Consider the following 18,234-nt stretch of genomic DNA (forward strand, 5'->3'; position numbering starts at 1 on the left):
CTCAGGCACCTCCGTTCTTGCGGGCAAACAGCTTCTTGCGCGTGGCCGGCAGCACCAGCGCGATCGTCACCAGCGCGGCGGTGACCAGGTTCAGGTCCTGCGCCTTCAGGCCGATGAAGTCGCTGTTCAGCGCCAGCGCGATGAAGAAGCGGTACAGGATGGCACCGAGCACCACGGCCAGCGTGGTCCAGATCAGGCGGCGCGCCGGCAGCACGGTTTCGCCGATGATCACCGCGGCCAGGCCGATCACGATGGTGCCGATGCCCATCGAGATATCCGAGCCGCCCTGGGTCTGCGCGAACAGCGCGCCGGCCAGTGCCACCAGCGCATTGGACAGCGCCATGCCGGCCAGCGTGGCGCGGCCGGTGGCAATGCCCTGCGCCCGGGCCATGCGCGGGTTGGCGCCGGTGGCGCGCATCGCCAGGCCCAGTTGCGAGCTGAAGAACCAGTCCAGGCCGAGCTTTGCGATCACCACCACGATAAACAGCACCAGCGGGCGCAGCACGTAGTCAGGCATCCATTCCGGCTGCAGGATGGTGAACAGGGTCGGCTCGGTGATCAGCGGCACGTTGGGGCGGCCCATGATGCGCAGGTTGACCGAGTACAGCGCGATCATCATCAGGATACTGGCGAGCAGGTCCATGATCTTGAGACGCACGTTGAGCCAGCCGGTGATCCAGCCAGCCAGCGCGCCGGCTGCGATCGCGACCACGGTCGCCAGGAACGGGTCCTGGCCGGCGGCGATCAGCGTCGCGGCAACGGCGCCGCCCAGCGGAAAGCTGCCGTCAACGGTCAGGTCGGGGAAGTTGAGGATGCGGAAGGAAATCAGCACCCCGAGCGCGACCAGGCTGAAGATCAGGCCGATCTCCAGGGCGCCCAGAAGGGAAAAAAGGGACATGGGGGAATCCTGTTGCGGGGGCCGGCGGCTACCCTGGCGCCGGTTTGGAGCGGGGCGGCACGGCGGCCCGTGTGGAGCCGCCCGCCGCCTCGCCCGGTCTGCGCCTGCCGCGCCGGGTAGGCGCGGCAGGGCACCGCCGTATTGCGACGGCGGCGGGCAGTGACGTGCTTACTTGATGACCGTCTTGGCTTCCTTGATCAGCTCCGGCGACAGCGTGGCGCCTTGCTTGGCGGCGGCGCCCGTGTTCACGAACAGCTCCAGGTTGTCGCTGGTCTGCGAAGCGATCGCGCCCGGCTTCTCGCCCTTCAGGATGCGCACCACGACCTTGCCGGTCTGGTGGCCCAGGTCGCCGTAGTTGATGCCCAGCGCGGCCACCGCGCCACGCTTGACGCTGTCGGTATCGGCCGCCACCAGCGGGATCTTCGATTCGTTGGCGACCTTGACCAGCGACTCATACGCCGACACCACGTTGTTGTCGGTGTTGGTGTAGATCACGTCGACCTTGCCGATCAGGCTCTTGGCGGCCGGCCCGATGTCCACGGTGCGCGGCGCGGCGGCTTCCTTCAGTGTCAGGCCTTCCTTGGCCAGCAGCTCCTTCAGTTCCTTCACCACCACCACCGAGTTGGCCTCGCCCGGGTTGTAGACCATGCCCACGTTCTTGGCCTTCGGCACCACGCGCTTGATCAGGGCGACCTGCTTGTCCAGCGGCAGCTTGTCCGACACGCCGGTCACGTTGGTGCCCGAAGCGGCCCAGCTCTTGACCAGCTGCGCGGCGACCGGATCGGTCACGCCCGAGTACACCACCGGCACCGTCTTGGTCGCGGCGACCACGGCCTGGGCCGACGGGGTGGCGATGGCAACGATGGCGTTCGGGTTGTCGCCGACGAACTTGCGGGCGATCTGCGCGGCGGTGCCGGTGTTGCCCTGGGCGCTCTGGTATTCCCACTTCAGGCTCTTGTCGGCGTCATAGCCGGCCGCCTTCAGTTCGGCGCGCACGCCGTCGCGGATTGCGTCCAGCGCGGGGTGGTCGACGATCGACAGCACCTTGACGGTCTGGGCCTGCACGGCACCGCCGTACAGCAAGGCCAGCGCCACGGCGCCGCCCAGGATCGACTTGGTTGCTGCGAGACCCTTGATGGACTTCATTATCTGTTCTCCCCCGAATGCTCGGTTCTGGATGGATGCGGCCGCGGATGGTTCGGTCCGCTGTCCTGGCGCGCGCCCGCGCACTGGCGGACGGTGCCGGTCCGGGGCGTGCGCGGCGGCTTCCTGCGGCGAGAGGGAGCGTGCGCGGGCGCGTCGGATGCGACAGCGATAAGCCTGCGAGGATACCACTTCTCGCGCACGAAATGCGTAGTCATCATGCCAAAGCGCGGCATCCGATGCTGTCAGACGCCCGCTATCGGCCATTCAGGCGCATATTATTGCGCGGGATTCGTGATTTCCTTGTGGATTACCCCGATTGCGGCGATCCCATCTTCATGCAATTGCGCATCCCGGGCGTCGAGGTTTTCCTCGAGCCGGGCCCCGGCAGGGGGATGGAGAAGGCTTAGCGACGCAAGGCCGCGGCGCAGTCGCGCACCAGCGCCGGGCCGCGGTAGATCAGCCCGCTGTAGACCTGCACCAGCTTCGCGCCGGCGTCGATCTTGGCGCGCGCATCGGCGCCGCTGAAGATGCCGCCCACGCCGATGATCGGCACCGCATCGCCGACCACGGCGTGCAGCGCGCGCACCACGCGCGTGGAGGCCTCGAACACCGGGCGCCCCGACAGGCCGCCGGCTTCCTCGGCATGCGGCAGCCCCTTGACCGCCTCGCGCGAAATGGTGGTGTTGGTGGCGATCACGCCGTCGATCTTGTGCCGCACCAGCGCGTCGCCGATATTGCCGATCTGGTCGGCGTCGAGGTCCGGGGCGATCTTCAGCGCCAGCGGCACGTAGCGCTTGTGCTGGTCGGCCAGGCGCTGCTGCGCGTCCTTCAGCGTCGACAGCAGGCTGTCCAGCTCGCTGGCGCCCTGCAGCTGGCGCAGGTTCTTGGTGTTGGGCGACGAGATATTGACCGTCACATAGCTGGCGTGCGGGTAGACCCGCTCCAGGCAGTACAGGTAGTCGTCATTGGCGCGCTCGATCGGCGTATCGGCGTTCTTGCCGATATTCAGCCCCAGCACGCCGCCCTCGGCCTTCCAGCGCGACGCCTTGACGTTGGCGACAAAGGCATCGACGCCGCCGTTGTTGAAGCCCATGCGGTTGATCAGCGCATCCGCCTGCGGCAGGCGGAACATGCGCGGGCGCGGGTTGCCCGGCTGCGCGCGCGGCGTGACCGTGCCCACCTCGATAAAGCCGAAGCCGAACGCGGCCAGCCCGTCGATATACGCGCCGTCCTTGTCCAGCCCGGCGGCCAGCCCGACCGGGTTGGGGAAGCGCACGCCCATCACGGTGCGCGGATCGTCGGCGATCTTGTTGCCGATGCAGCCGCCCAGGCCCATGCGGTGGGCGCGCAGCAGGTTGTTCAGCGTGAAATGGTGGGCGTCCTCGGCATCCATCGAGAACAGGGCGGGGCGAAACAGGGGGTAGAGCGCGTTGAGCACGGGGCAGCCGGCCGGCGGGGCCGTCACAGAGTGAATTCCAGCCCGGCATTGTAGCGGCTGGTCCGCTTGCCCGGTGGCGGGCTACTCCTTCGCGGGAGGCGTGTCGGGAGCGTCTGGGGCCGCGGCGGCGTCCTTTTCCTCGAAGGCGTGCCAGTGGTTGCCGGTCAGCACCTGCAGCGGCTGGAAGCGTGCCTTGTACGCCATCTTGCGGCTGTCGGCGATCCAGTAGCCCAGGTACAGGTGCGGCAGGCCGAGCGCGTGGGTCTGCTGGATCTGCCACAGGATGTTGAAGGTGCCGTAGCTGGCGTTGCGCTCGAGCGGGTCGTAGAAGGTGTAGACCGACGACAGCCCGTCGTCGAGCACGTCGATCATGCTGACCATGCGCAGGCGGCCTGCCTCGGGCGATCCCGGGGGTTCGCGGAACTCGACCAGGCGCGAATTGACACGGCTTTGCAGCAGGAACTGCTCGTACTGGTCGCGGCTGTCCTGGTCCATGCCGCCGCCGGCGTGGCGCATCGACTGGTACAGCAGGTACAGCGAATAGTGCTCTTCGACGTAGGTCAGCGGCGCCACCAGCGCCTGCAGGTGCTCATGCCGGCGCCAGGCGCGGCGCTGCGAGCGGTCGGGCGTGAACTGGTCGACCAGCACCCGGCACGGCGTGCAGGCATGGCAATCGTCGCAATATGGCCGGTAGGTGAAGATGCCGCTGCGCCGGAAACCTGCGCGCACCAGGCGCGAATAGACGTCGGCGTTGATCAGGTGCGCGGGCGTGGCGACCTGCGAGCGCGCCATGCGGCCTTCCAGGTAGCTGCAAGCGTACGGCGCCGTAGCGTAGAACTGCAGCGCAGAGAGCGGTAGTTCCTTCAGCTTGCTCATGACTCTGGGGGCTCCGGGCGGGACGATGCGGGCGGACGTTTGGCGGGGGCAGCGTCCTTCCCGGGATTCAACCGGCTGGCGCGGCTGGCGTTCCGGCCCAGCACTCCAGCACCGACTTGTCGAACCGCCACGGGTGGATCGCGGGCTGCAGCGCCGCCGCGCGCACATGTGCCACGAACTGCGCGCGGGGGATCGGGCTGGCGCCCAGCGAGGCCAGGTGGTCGGTCTCCTGCTGGCAGTCTATCATCGCCACGCCGTGGTTGCCGAGGAAGGCGCACAGCGCCGCCAGCGCGATCTTGGAGGCGTCGGTGCGGTGCGCGAACATCGACTCGCCGAAGAACATCCTTCCCAGCGCCACGCCGTACAAGCCGCCGACACGCTCGCCGCGGAACCAGGTCTCGACCGAATGCGCCAGGCCGTTGCGGTGCAGCGTGCCATAGGCGGCGATGATGTCGCCGGTGATCCAGGTGCCGTCCTGCCCGTCGCGCGGCGTGGTGGCGCAGGCGCGCATCACCGCCGCGAAATCGTCGTCGACGCGGATTTCCCAGTCCGCGTCGCGCAGCACGCGGCGCAGCGTCTTGCGCAGCGTCACCGACACGCGCAATGCCTGCGGCGCCAGCACCATGCGGGGGTCGGTGCTCCACCACAGCACCGGCTGGCCACTCGAATACCACGGAAAGATGCCTTGCCGGTACGCCAGCAGCAGGCGCTGGGGCGACAGGTCGCGGCTAGCCGCCAGCAAGCCGGGCGCGTCGGAATCGGGCCCGAGCGCCTCCTCCACCGGAGGAAACGGGTCGTGCGGCTCCAGCCAGGCGATCATGAGGGCCGTGCCGGGTGTTGCGCGCGCCGGCCGGCGCTCAGGGCGTGACCGTGGCCCGGCTGGTCAGCGGGCGCATGGGCTTGTCGATATCCAGGCTATGCAGCCGGAAGCTGCCGTCCTGCAGCCGGCCGGCGGCGCGGTCGGCGAAGAAGCAGCGCAGCGTGTGGATCACGGTCGGGAACGCCAGTTCGTCCCACGGCACGTCGGCCTCTTCCACCAGCTTGACCTCCAGGCTTTCCTCGCCCGGCGCGATGTCCAGGTCGTCCAGCGTGGCCAGGTAGAACAGGTGGACCTGGTGCACATGCGGCACATTGAGGATAGAGAACAGCTCGCCCACCTGCACGCGCGCGCCGGCTTCTTCCAGCGTCTCGCGCGCGGCGGCCTGCGCGGTGGTCTCGCCGATTTCCATGAAGCCGGCGGGCAGGGTCCAGAAGCCATAGCGCGGCTCGATCGCGCGCTTGCAGATCAGGATCTTGTCTTCCCAGACCGGAATCGTTCCCACGACATTGCGCGGGTTGACGTAGTGGATGGTGCCGCAGCTGTCGCAGACACTGCGCGGGCGGTTGTCGCCGTCAGGCACACGCAACACGACCGCATGGCCACAGTTCGAGCAGAATTTCATGAGGGGCGTCCGGGAGGAATGGCGAAAGTGTATCACCCTCGCGGAGGGCGCCGCGGCGGGTCAGCAGGGCAGCACGGTGAGGTCGGTTGCATGCCGCACCGATGATGCTGCCGGCGTGTGTGCTGAGGCTGTGCAGAACGGCGCGGCCAAAACAAAAAACCCGCCAGTGGCGGGTTTGTCTGTCGAGCGGACCGAATGGGACCGAATCGGATCGGATGACTTGCAGTGTCCAACCGCATCATCAGCGGTTGGTTGCGGGGGCAGGATTTGAACCTGCGACCTTCGGGTTATGAGCCCGACGAGCTGCCAGACTGCTCCACCCCGCGTCCGTCGAAGAAAAGATTATAGGGCACCTGGTTGCGCATTGCAACACCTGGCTGGAAATATCGCCAGGCGCGGCGAAAACCCGCGTGCAACAACGATTAGATCGCCGCGAGCGCGAACAGGTTCAGCCCTCGCCCGGACTATCGCTTGTGCGCTGCCACAGCGTGGCGGCGAACTCGAAGCTGTCGCGCTGCTGCAGGTCGTCGCGCTGCCAGATCACGCGGTCGGGGCGCACGGTCAGCATCCAGGTGGTGGTTGCCAGTGGCTGCGGGTGGGCGAAAGCGCGCGGCGTCAGCACGGCGCCGCACAGGCCGTGATGCGGGTCGCGTACCGAGGTGTAGCGGATCATGCCGAGGCCGGCTTCGCGCACGACGCGGCCGAAGGCCTGGCAGGGTTCGTGCCGGTCGGGATCGGTCCAGGCATCGCGATCGCGGTCGAAGGGCGGGGCGTCGAGCGCCACGCCGTCGGTGGCGATGCGCACTTCGAACAGCGTCTGCGCGCGCGCGTCGATGCCCGGCAGCGCCGGACTGTCGTTAAGGAAGCGCCAGCGCCAGTAGCCCAGCTCCGCGCAGGCCGTGCGGATCTCCGCGGCGCCGTAAAACACGCCGGGATCCTGCGCGGCACGGAAGCGCGAACCCCAGGGAGACGGCGGGTAGCGAAAGGGGGTGAACAGCAGATAGTGCAGGTGGCGTGCCTCGACCGGCACGGCGGGTTTGCCGGCATCGAGCACGGCTTCCAGCACGGCCTGTTCTTCGAGGCTGTCGACCAGCGGCATGGTGGAGACAACGTGCTGGGCTTCCACCGCCCGCCACAACGTGAGCGCGAACTGCCGGCGCTCAGATGCGACCGCGGGTGGCGTCCAGGTAGTGAACGACACGGACCAGACCTTCCGTTGTGCGGATCATTTCGATGGGCTTGCCGCCCAGTGCCAGGTTTTCATGCGTCAGCCACAGCCGCGCCTGGTCGCCATGGCCGAGGATTGCGTCCAGCGAGCGGAACAGGCGTACAAAGAGCACGCCGAATTCCCACTCCTTGCGGTGCGCGTCGAGTACATAGCCGCCGGATGCCATGCGCGATACCGAAGCCGTGCTGATCCCCAGCACGCTTGCCACCACCGCCTGGCTGATGCCAAGGAAGCCGGCGGCACGCATTACCGCCTTGGTCAGCGTGGTGCCGGGGTCGGGGCCGCCGGCGGGGTCTGTTTCCGGGATCCGCCTGGATTGCATCGCCTTGCTCCTGTTTCTTCAGAAAGATTATAGGCGAACGATTTCAGAAGGGAAGTGTTTGGGGCAAAAAGGTCCGGCCCGCCGGATGCTGGCGGGCCGGTATCGGTTAGACAGGCGTGCCGGCTAATAGGTCTCGATATGCAGCCGGCCCTCGGCTTTCATGATGGCTTCCAGTTCCGCCCAGCTGCGGCCGGCGCCGGCACAGACCGCGTTGAAGGCGGCCAGCACGCCTTCCTCCATCCCTTTCAGTCCGCAGATGTAGACATGGCCGTTCGGGTCCGCCAGCAGGGTCGCCACGGCATCGGCCGCCTCGCGGATGGCGTCCTGCACATAGCGGCGCGGTGTATCGGGATCGCGCGAAAAGGCGAAGTGGATGTCGAGGAAATCCCTGGGCAGTTTGAGCAGCGGGCCGAAGTAGGGCAGTTCGTTGGCATTGCGGGCGCCGAAGAACAGCATCCGGCGCCCGCTGAAGTGCGCCAGGTTGCGCCGCATGCGCTCGGTCATGGCGCGCATGGGTGCGGAGCCCGTGCCGGTGCAGATCATCATCACGCTGGCTTCGGCGTGGTTGGGCATCAGGAAGGTGGTGCCGAACGGACCCACCACCTGCACGGTGTCGCCCTTGGCCAGGTCGCACAGGTAGCTGGATGCCACGCCGCGCACCGGCCGGCCGTCATGGTCCTGGTCGACCCGCTTTACCGTCAGCGCGAGGTTGTTGTAGCCGGGGCGCTCGCCGTCGCGCGGGCTGGCCACCGAGTACATGCGGATGTAGTGCGGCTTGCCCGCGGCGTCGGTGCCCGGCGGCACGATGCCGATCGACTGGCCTTCCAGGATCGGGAAGAAATGGGTGCCGAAGTCCAGCACGATATGGTGGATATCGCTGGAGGCGTCGTCGGCGGTGAGCCGGTAGTTGCCGGCCACCGTCGCGGCGACCGGCGCCCGCACGCCGTGCAGGTTCACATACGGGTGCGCCGCCGACCATGGCGCGCGCTGCGAGGTGTGGCGGCTGGCTTCGACCGCCTGGATGCTGACGTCGGGCGCGGCCGTAGCCGGCACCGCGGCGACGGTATTCTCGATCGCAGTGTCCAGCTCCGGCAACGGCACCTCGGCCGGCAGTTCGTCCCACAACAGCTGCGCCTCGATGGTATAGGCGTCGCCGCGCGGCATGGTGCGCCAGTTGTCGATGGCGCCGGTCGGGCACGGCGACAGGCAGGCATTGCAGCCGTTGCAGACCTCGGCCTTGACCACGTAGTTGCGGTCGTCGTGGGTGATGGCGTCGATCGGGCAGGTGTCCTCGCAGGTATTGCAGCGGATGCAGATTTCCGGGTCGATCAGGTGCTGCTTGATGATGTCGGGGGCGCCCATTGCTCTTATCTCTGGTTAGTCCGGTATCTCCTTGCCGGCTTCTTGCCTGGTTCAGTTGAAACGCACGTACTCGAAATCCATCGGCTGGCGATTGATACCCACCGCCGGCGGCGCGATCCAGTTGGCGTACTTGCCGGGCTCGACCACGCGGCCCATCAGGCTGGCGACAAAGGCGCGGTCCTCGTCCGTGGCGAGCCACTTGCGTTCGTTGGCCTTCCACTCGGCCTCTGAGATCAGTTCTCCCTGCGGCGACACATGCACGTTGGCCAGCGTGCCGATCCTGCGGTTGAAGGCCTTGTGCGGCACGGTCAGGCGGAAGGAGATGCCGGCTTTCTCGATCACCTTGTTCCAGCGCGCCACGCCGCCCATGCTGTCCTTGATGTAGTCGTCGCGCAGCACTTCATTGAGAGCATTGAGCATCGGCACCTCGCGCTCGCCCAGGCGGCCGTCGCGCACTTCCAGCACACGGTAGACATCGCCCTTGAGTACATGGTCGTCGGCGCGCTTGCCTTCCTCGAAGCGGCCCTTCAGGCCGGCGCTGTAGAAGGTGGCAGCGTTAGACGACTGGTCCGCGCCAAACAGGTCGATGGTCACGCTGTAGTGGAAGTTCAGGTAGCGCTGGATCGTCTCCAGGTCGATCACGCCGGCGGCGCGCACCTGTTCCGGATCTTCGATGCCGCGCTCGCGCATGACCTCGCAGGTGCGCTGGATCACGCGCGACACGCCCGACTCGCCGACGAACATATGGTGTGCTTCCTCGGTCAGCATGAAGCGCGTGGTGCGCGCGAGCGGATCGAAGCCCGACTCGGCCAGCGCACACAGCTGGAACTTGCCGTCGCGGTCGGTGAAGTAGGTGAACATGAAGAACGACAGCCAGTCCGGCGTGCGCTCGTTGAAGGCGCCGAGGATGCGCGGGTTGTCCTGGTCGCCGGAGCGGCGCTCCAGCAGCGCCTCGGCTTCCTCGCGGCCGTCGCGGCCGAAGTAGCGGTGCAGCAGGTAGACCATGGCCCACAGGTGGCGGCCTTCTTCCACGTTCACCTGGAACAGGTTGCGCAGGTCGTACAGGCTGGGCGCGGTCAGGCCCAGGTGCCGTTGCTGCTCGACCGATGCCGGCTCGGTGTCGCCCTGCGTGACGATGATGCGGCGCAGGTTGGCGCGGTGCTCGCCGGGCACATCCTGCCACGCGGCTTCGCCCTTGTGTTCGCCGAAATGGATCCTGCGCTCCGGGTCGGCCGGCTGCAGGAAGATGCCCCAGCGGTAGTCGGGCATCTTGACGTGCTCGAAATGCGCCCAGCCCGACGGGTCCACCGACACCGCGGTGCGCAGGTACACGTCGAAGTCGTGCGAGCCATCGGGCCCCATGTCGCGCCACCAGTCGAGGAAGGCGGGCTGCCAGTGCTCGAGCGCGCGTTGCAGCGCGCGGTCATCTGACAGGTTGACGTTGTTGGGGATCTTCTGGCTGTAGTCGATGCTCACGGTGTCTCCTCGTTGTCCTTGCGCGGGGCAGGGGGCAGGGCGCTACACCCGGTCCCAGTCGAAGCGCGCCTTGTTGCCGGTGCCGAACACCTTCAGCGCGCCGTTCTCGCCGACGGCGTTGGGCCGCTGGAAGATCCAGTTCTGCCACGCGGTCAGCCGGCCGAAGATGCGCGTTGCCATGTTCTCGGCGCCGCCGAAGCGCAGGTTCGCTTCCATGCCGGTGAGTGCGTCCGGCGACAGGCTGGCGCGCTCTTCCAGCGCGATGCGGATTTCGTCTTCCCAGTCGATATCGTCCGGCGCGGCGGTGATCAGGCCGAGCGAGTCGGCGCTGAGCGCGTCGAGCGGGGCGCCGACGTGTTCGCGCACCGCGGCCAGCGCGGTCTCGTCGCCATAGAAGCGCGCGGCCAGCCGGTCTTGCCCGTTCGGCATCGGGTAGCGGCCGAAGTTGACTGGCGAAACAAAGATGCGCGGCGCGTCGTCGGGCGCGTCGGGCAGGTGCAGCATGTAGCTGCGGTCAGCCGCCAGCGCCAGTTCCAGCAGCGTGCCGGCGAAGCACGAATCCTGCTCGATCAGCGCGATCAGGCTGCGCGACGACACGTCCAGCCGCGCCAGCGTGCGGCGCAGCATGCCGATGGTCTCGCGCACGAACCAGTGGCCGGCATTGGCTTCCAGCAGCGCATCGGCGGCCAGCACCTGCGCCGGGTCGCCATCGGTTTTCAGCACCCAGATGCCGATGCCGAGGTGGTTGGTGCGCAGCGTCAGGATGGCATCGTCGAGCTCGCGCGCCATCTTCAGCGGCCACCATTGCGCGCCGGCGGCGACCACGCCGGCCAGATCGGCGGGCTGGTGCTTGTCGGGGCCGAATATGGTGAGCGTGGCCTTGCGTGCCGCGGGATCGATATGCACGCGCACGGTCTCGTAGCGGTAGCCGTCGGGCTCGACCGTGCGCGACAGCGGCGTCAGCGTGATGCCGTGGTGGCCCTGCGGGCGGTCGCTGGCGGCGGCCAGTGCCGCGGCGCGCTCGGCGACGTACTCGGCGAAGCGGGCCGGCTTGACCACTTCATCGACCAGCTTCCAGTCCTTTGCGCGCTGGCCGCGCACGCCCTCGGTGGTGGTGCAGAAGATGTCGGCATGGTCGCGCCGGACCTTGCGCTTGTCGGTCACCCGGGTCAGGCCTCCGGTGCCGGGCAGCACGCCCAGCAATGGCACTTCGGGCAGGCTGACCGCGGAAGAGCGGTCGTCGACCAGCACGATCTCGTCGCAGGCCAGCGCCAGCTCGTAGCCGCCGCCGGCGGTGGTGCCGTTGCAGGCGGCAATGAATTTCAGCCCGGAATGCTCGCTGGCATCCTCGATGGCGTTGCGGGTCTCGTTGGTGAACTTGCAGAAGTTGACCTTCCACGCGTGCGACGACTGGCCCAGCATGAAGATATTGGCGCCGGAGCAGAAGATGCGCTCGCGCGCGCTGGTCAGCACCACGGTGCGCACTTCGGGATGCTCGAAGCGGATGCGCTGCAGCGCGTCATGCAGTTCGATGTCGACGCCGAGGTCGTACGAATTCAGCTTAAGCGCGTAGCCGGGCCACAGGCCGGCTTCCTCGTCGACGTCCATCGCCAGCGTGGCGACTGGGCCGTTGAAGCTGAGCTTCCAGTGGCGGTACTGGTCGGGATGGCGCTCGAACGTGACGGGAACGGGGGCTTCGGGGGCGGGTGCCGGCGCGGACATGGCTGTCTCCTTGATGCACTATAGTGCCTTGCGGCTTTTGATGAAATATAGTGCAGAGGAGGGCGCGGCGCAATGCCTGATTGCCCCGCGCGCGGAACGCGTGCGGGGTGAGAGGGGGTAAAGCGAGGTCAGGCGCCCGCGGCCTGCAGTTGTGCGCGCAGCTGTTGCAGCGAGGTCGCGGCATCCAGGCCGCTGGTGTCGATCGAGATATCGGCGCGGGCGTACAGCGGCGTGCGCGCCTGCAGGATGCGGCGCAGGTCGGCCATGGCCTCGCGGTTGCCTTCCATCGGGCGCATGTCGCCCTGGGCCACCACGCGCGCCATGTGCTCTTCCGGCGAGGTGCGCACCCAGATGGTGTAGCAGTGCGCCAGCAGCAGGTTGAAGGTGCCCGGCTCCGACACCAGGCTGCCCGGCGTGGCCAGCACCATGCGCTCGTTCTCGCGCAGCGTGCGTTCCAGCGCACGCATCTCGTAGCGGCGGTAGGCGGCCTGGCCATACAGCGAATGGATTTCGGACAGGCTGGCGCCGGCTTCCTGCTCGATCACGGTGTTCAGTTCGACGAAGGGCACGTCGCGCGCGGCCGCCAGCGCGCGGCCCAGCGTGGACTTGCCGGCGCCGCGCAGGCCGATCAGCGCGATGCGGCGGTGGCGCGCGTCACCGGATTCTTCAGGCGCCAGCGCATGGCGGCAGGCTTCGCGCACGCGCGCGAGGTCCGCGGCCGGCAGTTGCGCCAGCCATTGCACCATCTGCGCGAACTCCGTCGCCTGCTGGCCGTTCAAGCCGTTCGGGCCGTCCACCTCGGCCAGCACCACCGGCAGCGGCACGTCGAGCGCGCCGGCCACCTGGCGCAGCAGCAGCACCGAGGCATTGCCGGTGCCGGTTTCGAGGTTGGCGAGGTAGCGCTCGGACACGCCGGCGCCGCGCGCCAGGTCTTTGCGCGACATGCCGCGCGAGGCGCGCAGCGAGCGGATGCGGTCGCCCAGTTGGGTCAGGTAGGGGTCGCGCTCGGCATTGGCGGCCGGCGCGGACGCTTCGCGCGCGGGGCGGGCGTCGGGGTCGGTGGCAGGCAGCAGGGCTGGGTCGCGGCGCATGGTGTCGAAGGTCATGTTGGCCGGGCGGCGCCTGGGCCGCCTGGCAAAAAGCAAGGGCGCATTATACGAGCAGGGTTGCCGCGCCCTGTGGTGCTTCGGGCTCCCGCCCGGCGGCTCCCCGCAAGGCGCTGTCTTATAGTGCATCCCCTTGCTTGCATAATAGTTGATATGAAATAAAATGCATCGCAAAGCGGATGCCGGCACGCACGTGATCCGGACATCGCGATAACAGCGACTGGCCTGGCGCCTGGCGCGCAGCTACCGGTCCAGGCAGCGCGCGGCATGCGACACCAAGGAGTGGAGACATGACGCCCCCGAATACCGCCGCCATTGCCGGCACTGCAGCGCCGGACGGCACCGTCGCGGTGCTGCCGACGCGCTACAACGCCGCCGAAGACCTGCTTTCGCGCAACCTCGAAGCAGGGCGGGGCGACAAGGTCGCCTATGTCGACGACGCCACTTCGCTGACCTACGCCGCGCTCGATGCCCGCGCCCGCCGCTTTGGCGGCGCGCTGCGCGATGCGGGATTCCGGCAGGAAGAGCGGCTGCTGCTGTGCGCGCTCGATACCGTCGACTTCCCCACGGTGTTTCTCGGCTGCCTGCTGGCCGGGGTGGTGCCGGTGGCGGTCAACACGCTGCTGACCGCGGACGACTATGCGTACATGCTCGCGCACAGCGGCGCCCGCGCAGCGGTGGTATCGACGCCGCTGTTGCCGGTGATGCAGGCAGCGATCGACAAGAGCGGCCTGTCGCCGATGGTGATCCAGGCCGCCCCGCACGGCGATGCGGCGCCGGCATGCAGCGTGGGCGCGATGCTGGCGCGCACCCGCTCGCCGGCGCCGGTCGCGCGCACCGGCCCCGATGACATGGCGTTCTGGCTCTATTCGTCGGGCTCGACCGGCCGCCCCAAGGGCACGGTGCATACCCACGGCAACCTGTTCTACACCGCCGATCTCTATGCCCGCCAGGTGCTCGGCATTCGCGAGGACGACGTCGTGTTCTCGGCCGCCAAGCTGTTCTTCGCCTACGGGCTGGGCAATGCGCTGACCTTCCCGATGTCGGTTGGCGCGACCACCGTGCTGATGGCCGAACGGCCCACGCCGACGGCGGTGTTCCGGCGACTGCGGGAGCAGCGGCCAACAGTGTTTTGCGGCGTGCCGACATTGTTCGCCGGCATGCTCGCCGCGCCCGACCTGCCCGTGCGCAGCGACGTGGCCCTGCGCGTGTGCACCTCCGCCGGCGAGGCATTGCCGCGCGATATCGGCGAGCGTTTCCTGGCGCATTTCGGCTGCGACATCCTGGATGGCATCGGCTCCACGGAGATGCTGCATATCTTCCTGTCGAACCGGCCCGGCGAGGTGCGCTACGGCACCACGGGCATGGCCGTCCCGGGCTACGAACTGAAGCTGCTGGACGAGCGCGGCGAACCGTGCGCGCCTGGCGAGATCGGCGACCTCTACATCAAGGGACCGAGCGCGGCGCTGATGTACTGGTGCAATCGCGACAAGACCCGCGACACCTTTGTCGGCGAATGGACGCGCAGCGGCGACAAGTACCTGCGCGATGCCGACGGCTACTACACCTATGCAGGGCGCAGCGACGACATGCTCAAGGTCGGCGGCATCTACGTCTCGCCGTTCGAGGTCGAAGCCGCGCTGGCGCTGCACCCGGCCGTGCTCGAAGCCGCGGTGATCGGCGTGGCCGATGCCGACGAGCTGGTCAAGCCCAAGGCCTTCGTCGTGCTGCGGCCGGGCCAGCAATGGCAGGACGGCATGGCCGCGGAGCTGCAGGCGTTCATCAAGGCGCGCCTCGCGCCGTACAAGTACCCGCGCCAGATCGAATGCGTGCCGGAACTGCCCAAGACCGCCACCGGCAAGATCCAGCGTTTCCGGCTGCGCCAGCGCGAGGAAGCCGCGCGCCAGTCCCAGACAACTCCTTCCTGAAGCGATGCCAGACGACAAGATGCCGATGCCCACCAGCCTGGTGGAAATCCCCTTCGACGAACGCCGTATCCAGATCGAATACCAGTGGCTGCGCCCCGAGCGCACGCAGCGTCCGCTGGTGGTCTTCCTGCACGAAGGCCTGGGCTCGGTCAGCATGTGGCGCGATTTCCCGCGCGATTTCTGCGAGGCCGGCGACTATCGCGGGCTGGTGTTCTCACGCTACGGCTACGGCCGTTCCACGCCGCGCCCGCATGCCGAGAAATGGCGCCCCGATTTCATGCACCGCCAGGCGCGCGAGGCGTTGCCGGCATTGTTCGACGCGCTCGATATCGGGCCCGGCCGCAAGCATGGCGTGCCCTGGCTGATGGGGCACAGCGATGGCGCTTCCATCGCGCTGATCTATGCCGCCAGCTTCCCGCAGGCGCTGGACGGCATCACCGTGCTCGCGCCGCATATCGTGGTGGAAGACCTGTCAGTAAGCAGCATCGCCGCCACGCGCCAGGTCTATCTCGACACCGACCTGCGCCAGCGGCTGGGGCGCCATCATGACGACGTCGAATCCGCCTTCTGGGGCTGGAACGATATCTGGCTCGACCCGGATTTCCGCCAGTGGGACCTGCGTCCGCTGCTGTCGGGGCTCACGGGCCCGGTGCTGGCGGTGCAGGGCGAAGACGACGAGTACGGCACCATGGCGCAGATCGAGGGTATCCATCGATATGCCCCACAAACCACGTTGCTTAAACTCGCGCGATGCGGGCATTCGCCACACCGCGACCAGCCTGAGGCGTTGACGCAGGCCGCGGTTCGGCATATAAACACACATACTTCATACCTAAAATAATTGGGCTTCCCCGCCCGCTCCGCAGGGTCCGCGGCGCAGCATGCGCCGTCGCAGGCCACGGCAGCGGCAGGGGGACCGGCAACGGTCCGGTAAGCCGCCGGCTTGACCACCAGGAGACATTGATGCGTCGCTTCACACCGCGCGGGCTCGCGCCTGCCTGCCTTGCCGCCGCCACCGTGTTTGCCATGGCCGGCGCCTCGGCCCAGCCCGCCCCGCCAGCCCAGCCCGCGCCGGGCGGCAAGATCAGGGTCGGCTTCATGCTGCCGTACACCGGCACGTACGCGGCGCTCGGCACCGCCATCGAGAACGGCTTCCGCATGTATGTGCAGCAGCAGGGCGGCAAGCTCGGCGGCCGCGAGATCGAATACTTCAAGGTCGACGATGAATCCGACCCCGCCAAGGCCCCGGAAAACGCCACCAAGCTGGTCAAGCGCGACCAGGTCGACGTGGTGGTCGGCACGGTGCATTCGGGCGTGCAGATGGGCATCGTCAAGGTCGCCAAGGAAAACAACACGCTGCTGATCATCCCCAACGCCGGCGTCGATGAAGCCACCGGTCCGCTGTGCGGCCCGAACATCTTCCGCACTTCATTCTCGAACTGGCAGCCGGGCTATGCGATGGGCCAGGTGCTGGCCGAGCGCGGGCTCAAGAAGGTGGTGACGCTGACGTGGAAATACGCCGCCGGCGAGCAGTCGGTCAAGGGCTTCAAGGAGGCCTTCGAGGCCAAGGGCGGCAAGGTGGTGAAGGAGCTGAGCCTGCCCTTCCCCAACGTCGAATTCCAGGCGCTGATCACCGAGGTGGCTTCGCTCAAGCCGGATGCCGTGTTCGTGTTCTTTGCCGGCGGCGGCGCGGTCAAGTTCGTCAAGGACTGGGCCGCGGCGGGGCTGAAGGACAAGATCCCGCTGTACGGCTCGGGCTTCCTGACCGACGGCACGCTGGAAGCGCAGGGCAACGCCGCGCAGGGGCTGGAAACGACGCTGCACTACGCGGACGGCCTGAGCAATGCGCGCGACAAGAACTTCCGGCTGGACTACGCCAAGACCTTCAAGCTGCAGCCCGACGTCTACGCGGTGCAGGGGTATGACGCGGCACAGCTGCTCGCGGCCGGTGCCAGTGCGGTCAAGGGCGACATGACGCGCAAGGCCGACCTGTACAAGGCCATGGGCGCGGCCAAGATCGACAGCCCGCGCGGTGCCTTTACGCTGTCGAAGGCGCACAACCCGGTGCAGGATTTCTACCTGCGCAAGGTGGACGGGCGCGAGAACAAGGTCAGCTCGGTGGCGGTGAAGGCGCTGGCGGATCCGGCGCGTGGGTGCAGGCTGTAAGCGCTTCAATACCCGCGTGTTTGCTCCCCTCTCCCGCCTGCGGGAGAGGGGCAGGGGGTGAGGGCATGCGGGTCAAAGGCTGACGCCCATCGGTTCAAGACCGAAGGCTCCGCTTGATCTGGTACCTGGCTATACCACCCTTCACCCCACCCCTCTCCCCATGCGGGGAGAGGGAGAACACCTTGCTCAGGCAAGTTCGGGCGGCTTTGGCGCACCCAAAACCGTCTTCCCTGTCGTAGTCTGCAGAAGTGCCCGCATGGACATCGTCTCCTTCCTCATCCAGTGCCTGAACAGCGTGCAGTACGGCCTGCTGCTGTTCCTGGTCGCCAGCGGCCTGACGCTCATCTTCGGCATCATGGGCGTGATCAACCTGGCGCACGGCAGCTTCTATATGCTGGGCGCATACCTTGCCTTCACGCTCGCCGGGCTGACCGGCAACCTGTTTATCGCGATCCCGCTCGGCATCGTGCTGGCGGTGGTGTTCGGCTACGTGCTGGAGTGGGCGTTCTTCAGCTACCTGTACGAGCGCGACCACCTGCAGCAGGTGCTGATGACCTACGGCCTGATCCTGGTGTTCGAAGAGCTGCGCAGCATCCTGGTCGGCGACGATGTGCACGGCGTGCAGGTGCCGGCGCTGCTCGACGGCGCGCTGCCGATCGGCAACGACATGACGTACCCGGTGTACCGGCTCTTTATCTCCGCGGTGTGCCTGGCGGTGGCCGCGGCCATGTACTACGTGATCCGGCGCACGCGGCTGGGCATGATGATCCGCGCGGGCGCGACCAACCGCGAGATGGTGCAGTCGCTCGGCATCAACATCACCGTGCTGTACCGCTTCGTGTTCGCGCTGGGCGTGGCGCTGGCGGTGCTGGCGGGGATGATCTCGGCGCCGGTGTCGTCAGTGTATCCGGGCATGGGCGGGCAGGTGCTGATCGTGTGCTTCGTGGTGGTGGTGATCGGCGGTATCGGCTCGGTCAAGGGCGCGCTGGTGGCCTCGCTGCTGCTGGGCTTCGTCGATACCTTTGGCAAGGTGTTCTGGCAGGAGGCGGCCGGCGTGCTGATCTACCTGCTGATGGCGGTGATCCTGCTGTGGAAGCCGCAGGGGCTGTTCAAGGCGGGCTGAC

The 18,234-nt window shown here is 67.6% G+C and carries 16 protein-coding genes and 1 tRNA gene; 4 read left to right on the top strand and 13 right to left on the bottom strand.

The features are described 5' to 3' along the window. Position 1 precedes the first annotated feature (1 nt). From E1J61_RS25905 to E1J61_RS25965, 13 genes are all read right to left on the bottom strand, one after another. A complete protein-coding gene (locus E1J61_RS25905; RefSeq protein ID WP_133096814.1) occupies positions 2–898 on the bottom strand; it encodes an ABC transporter permease in 897 nt (298 codons plus the stop codon). A 168-nt stretch (positions 899–1,066) separates the two neighbouring features. After that, the gene (locus E1J61_RS25910; protein WP_116317769.1) at positions 1,067–2,044 is read right to left on the bottom strand and encodes an ABC transporter substrate-binding protein; all 978 of its coding nucleotides are present in this window, start codon (positions 2,042–2,044) and stop codon (positions 1,067–1,069) included. 403 nt (positions 2,045–2,447) lie between these two features. Next, positions 2,448–3,482, bottom strand: a complete 1,035-nt coding sequence (locus E1J61_RS25915; protein WP_133096918.1) for a quinone-dependent dihydroorotate dehydrogenase — start codon at positions 3,480–3,482, stop codon at positions 2,448–2,450. 81 nt (positions 3,483–3,563) lie between these two features. Next, positions 3,564–4,358: an arginyltransferase gene (locus E1J61_RS25920; protein WP_133096815.1), complete on the bottom strand. Its 795-nt coding sequence runs from the start codon at positions 4,356–4,358 to the stop codon at positions 3,564–3,566. Positions 4,359–4,425: 67 nt separating this feature from the next. Next, a complete protein-coding gene (gene aat / locus E1J61_RS25925) occupies positions 4,426–5,178 on the bottom strand; it encodes a leucyl/phenylalanyl-tRNA--protein transferase (protein ID WP_133096816.1) in 753 nt (250 codons plus the stop codon). Positions 5,179–5,215: 37 nt separating this feature from the next. Further along, the gene (locus E1J61_RS25930; protein ID WP_133096817.1) at positions 5,216–5,800 is read right to left on the bottom strand and encodes an NUDIX hydrolase; all 585 of its coding nucleotides are present in this window, start codon (positions 5,798–5,800) and stop codon (positions 5,216–5,218) included. Positions 5,801–6,049: 249 nt separating this feature from the next. After that, positions 6,050–6,126, bottom strand: a tRNA-Met gene (locus tag E1J61_RS25935). Between the two features lie 122 nt (positions 6,127–6,248). Next, a complete protein-coding gene (locus tag E1J61_RS25940; protein WP_133096818.1) occupies positions 6,249–7,001 on the bottom strand; it encodes an RES family NAD+ phosphorylase in 753 nt (250 codons plus the stop codon). After that, complete coding sequence (locus tag E1J61_RS25945) at positions 6,961–7,350, bottom strand: MbcA/ParS/Xre antitoxin family protein (RefSeq protein ID WP_063238628.1); 390 nt, start codon at positions 7,348–7,350, stop codon at positions 6,961–6,963. The genes E1J61_RS25940 and E1J61_RS25945 overlap by 41 nt, the downstream gene beginning before the upstream one ends. Positions 7,351–7,473: 123 nt before the next feature. Beyond that, complete coding sequence (boxA, locus tag E1J61_RS25950) at positions 7,474–8,712, bottom strand: benzoyl-CoA 2,3-epoxidase subunit BoxA (RefSeq protein WP_133096819.1); 1,239 nt, start codon at positions 8,710–8,712, stop codon at positions 7,474–7,476. Between the two features lie 51 nt (positions 8,713–8,763). After that, positions 8,764–10,188: a benzoyl-CoA 2,3-epoxidase subunit BoxB gene (gene boxB / locus E1J61_RS25955; RefSeq protein ID WP_133096820.1), complete on the bottom strand. Its 1,425-nt coding sequence runs from the start codon at positions 10,186–10,188 to the stop codon at positions 8,764–8,766. Between the two features lie 42 nt (positions 10,189–10,230). Continuing rightward, positions 10,231–11,910 (bottom strand): 2,3-epoxybenzoyl-CoA dihydrolase, encoded by a 1,680-nt coding sequence (gene boxC / locus E1J61_RS25960; RefSeq protein WP_133096821.1) that lies wholly within the window; start codon positions 11,908–11,910, stop codon positions 10,231–10,233. 128 nt (positions 11,911–12,038) lie between these two features. Next, the gene (locus tag E1J61_RS25965) at positions 12,039–13,001 is read right to left on the bottom strand and encodes a helix-turn-helix transcriptional regulator (RefSeq protein WP_133096919.1); all 963 of its coding nucleotides are present in this window, start codon (positions 12,999–13,001) and stop codon (positions 12,039–12,041) included. Between the two features lie 305 nt (positions 13,002–13,306). On the opposite strand from E1J61_RS25965, the gene E1J61_RS25970 reads away from it, so the two are divergent. The 4 genes from E1J61_RS25970 to E1J61_RS25985 all read left to right on the top strand — a co-directional run bounded on the left by E1J61_RS25970 (position 13,307) and on the right by E1J61_RS25985 (position 18,233). Continuing rightward, positions 13,307–14,944: a benzoate-CoA ligase family protein gene (locus E1J61_RS25970; RefSeq protein ID WP_133096822.1), complete on the top strand. Its 1,638-nt coding sequence runs from the start codon at positions 13,307–13,309 to the stop codon at positions 14,942–14,944. A gap of 25 nt (positions 14,945–14,969) precedes the next feature. Next, complete coding sequence (locus E1J61_RS25975; protein WP_195429524.1) at positions 14,970–15,785, top strand: alpha/beta fold hydrolase; 816 nt, start codon at positions 14,970–14,972, stop codon at positions 15,783–15,785. Positions 15,786–15,907: 122 nt separating this feature from the next. Next, entirely contained in the window at positions 15,908–17,110 is a 1,203-nt protein-coding gene (locus E1J61_RS25980) for an ABC transporter substrate-binding protein (RefSeq protein ID WP_133096824.1), read from the top strand. A gap of 256 nt (positions 17,111–17,366) precedes the next feature. After that, positions 17,367–18,233, top strand: coding sequence for a branched-chain amino acid ABC transporter permease (locus tag E1J61_RS25985; protein WP_063238635.1), 867 nt, complete (start codon positions 17,367–17,369; stop codon positions 18,231–18,233). Position 18,234: the final 1 nt, after the last annotated feature.

Source organism: Cupriavidus sp. L7L, assembly GCF_004353535.1.
In the GTDB taxonomy this organism is placed as follows: Bacteria; Pseudomonadota; Gammaproteobacteria; order Burkholderiales; family Burkholderiaceae; genus Cupriavidus; species Cupriavidus oxalaticus_A.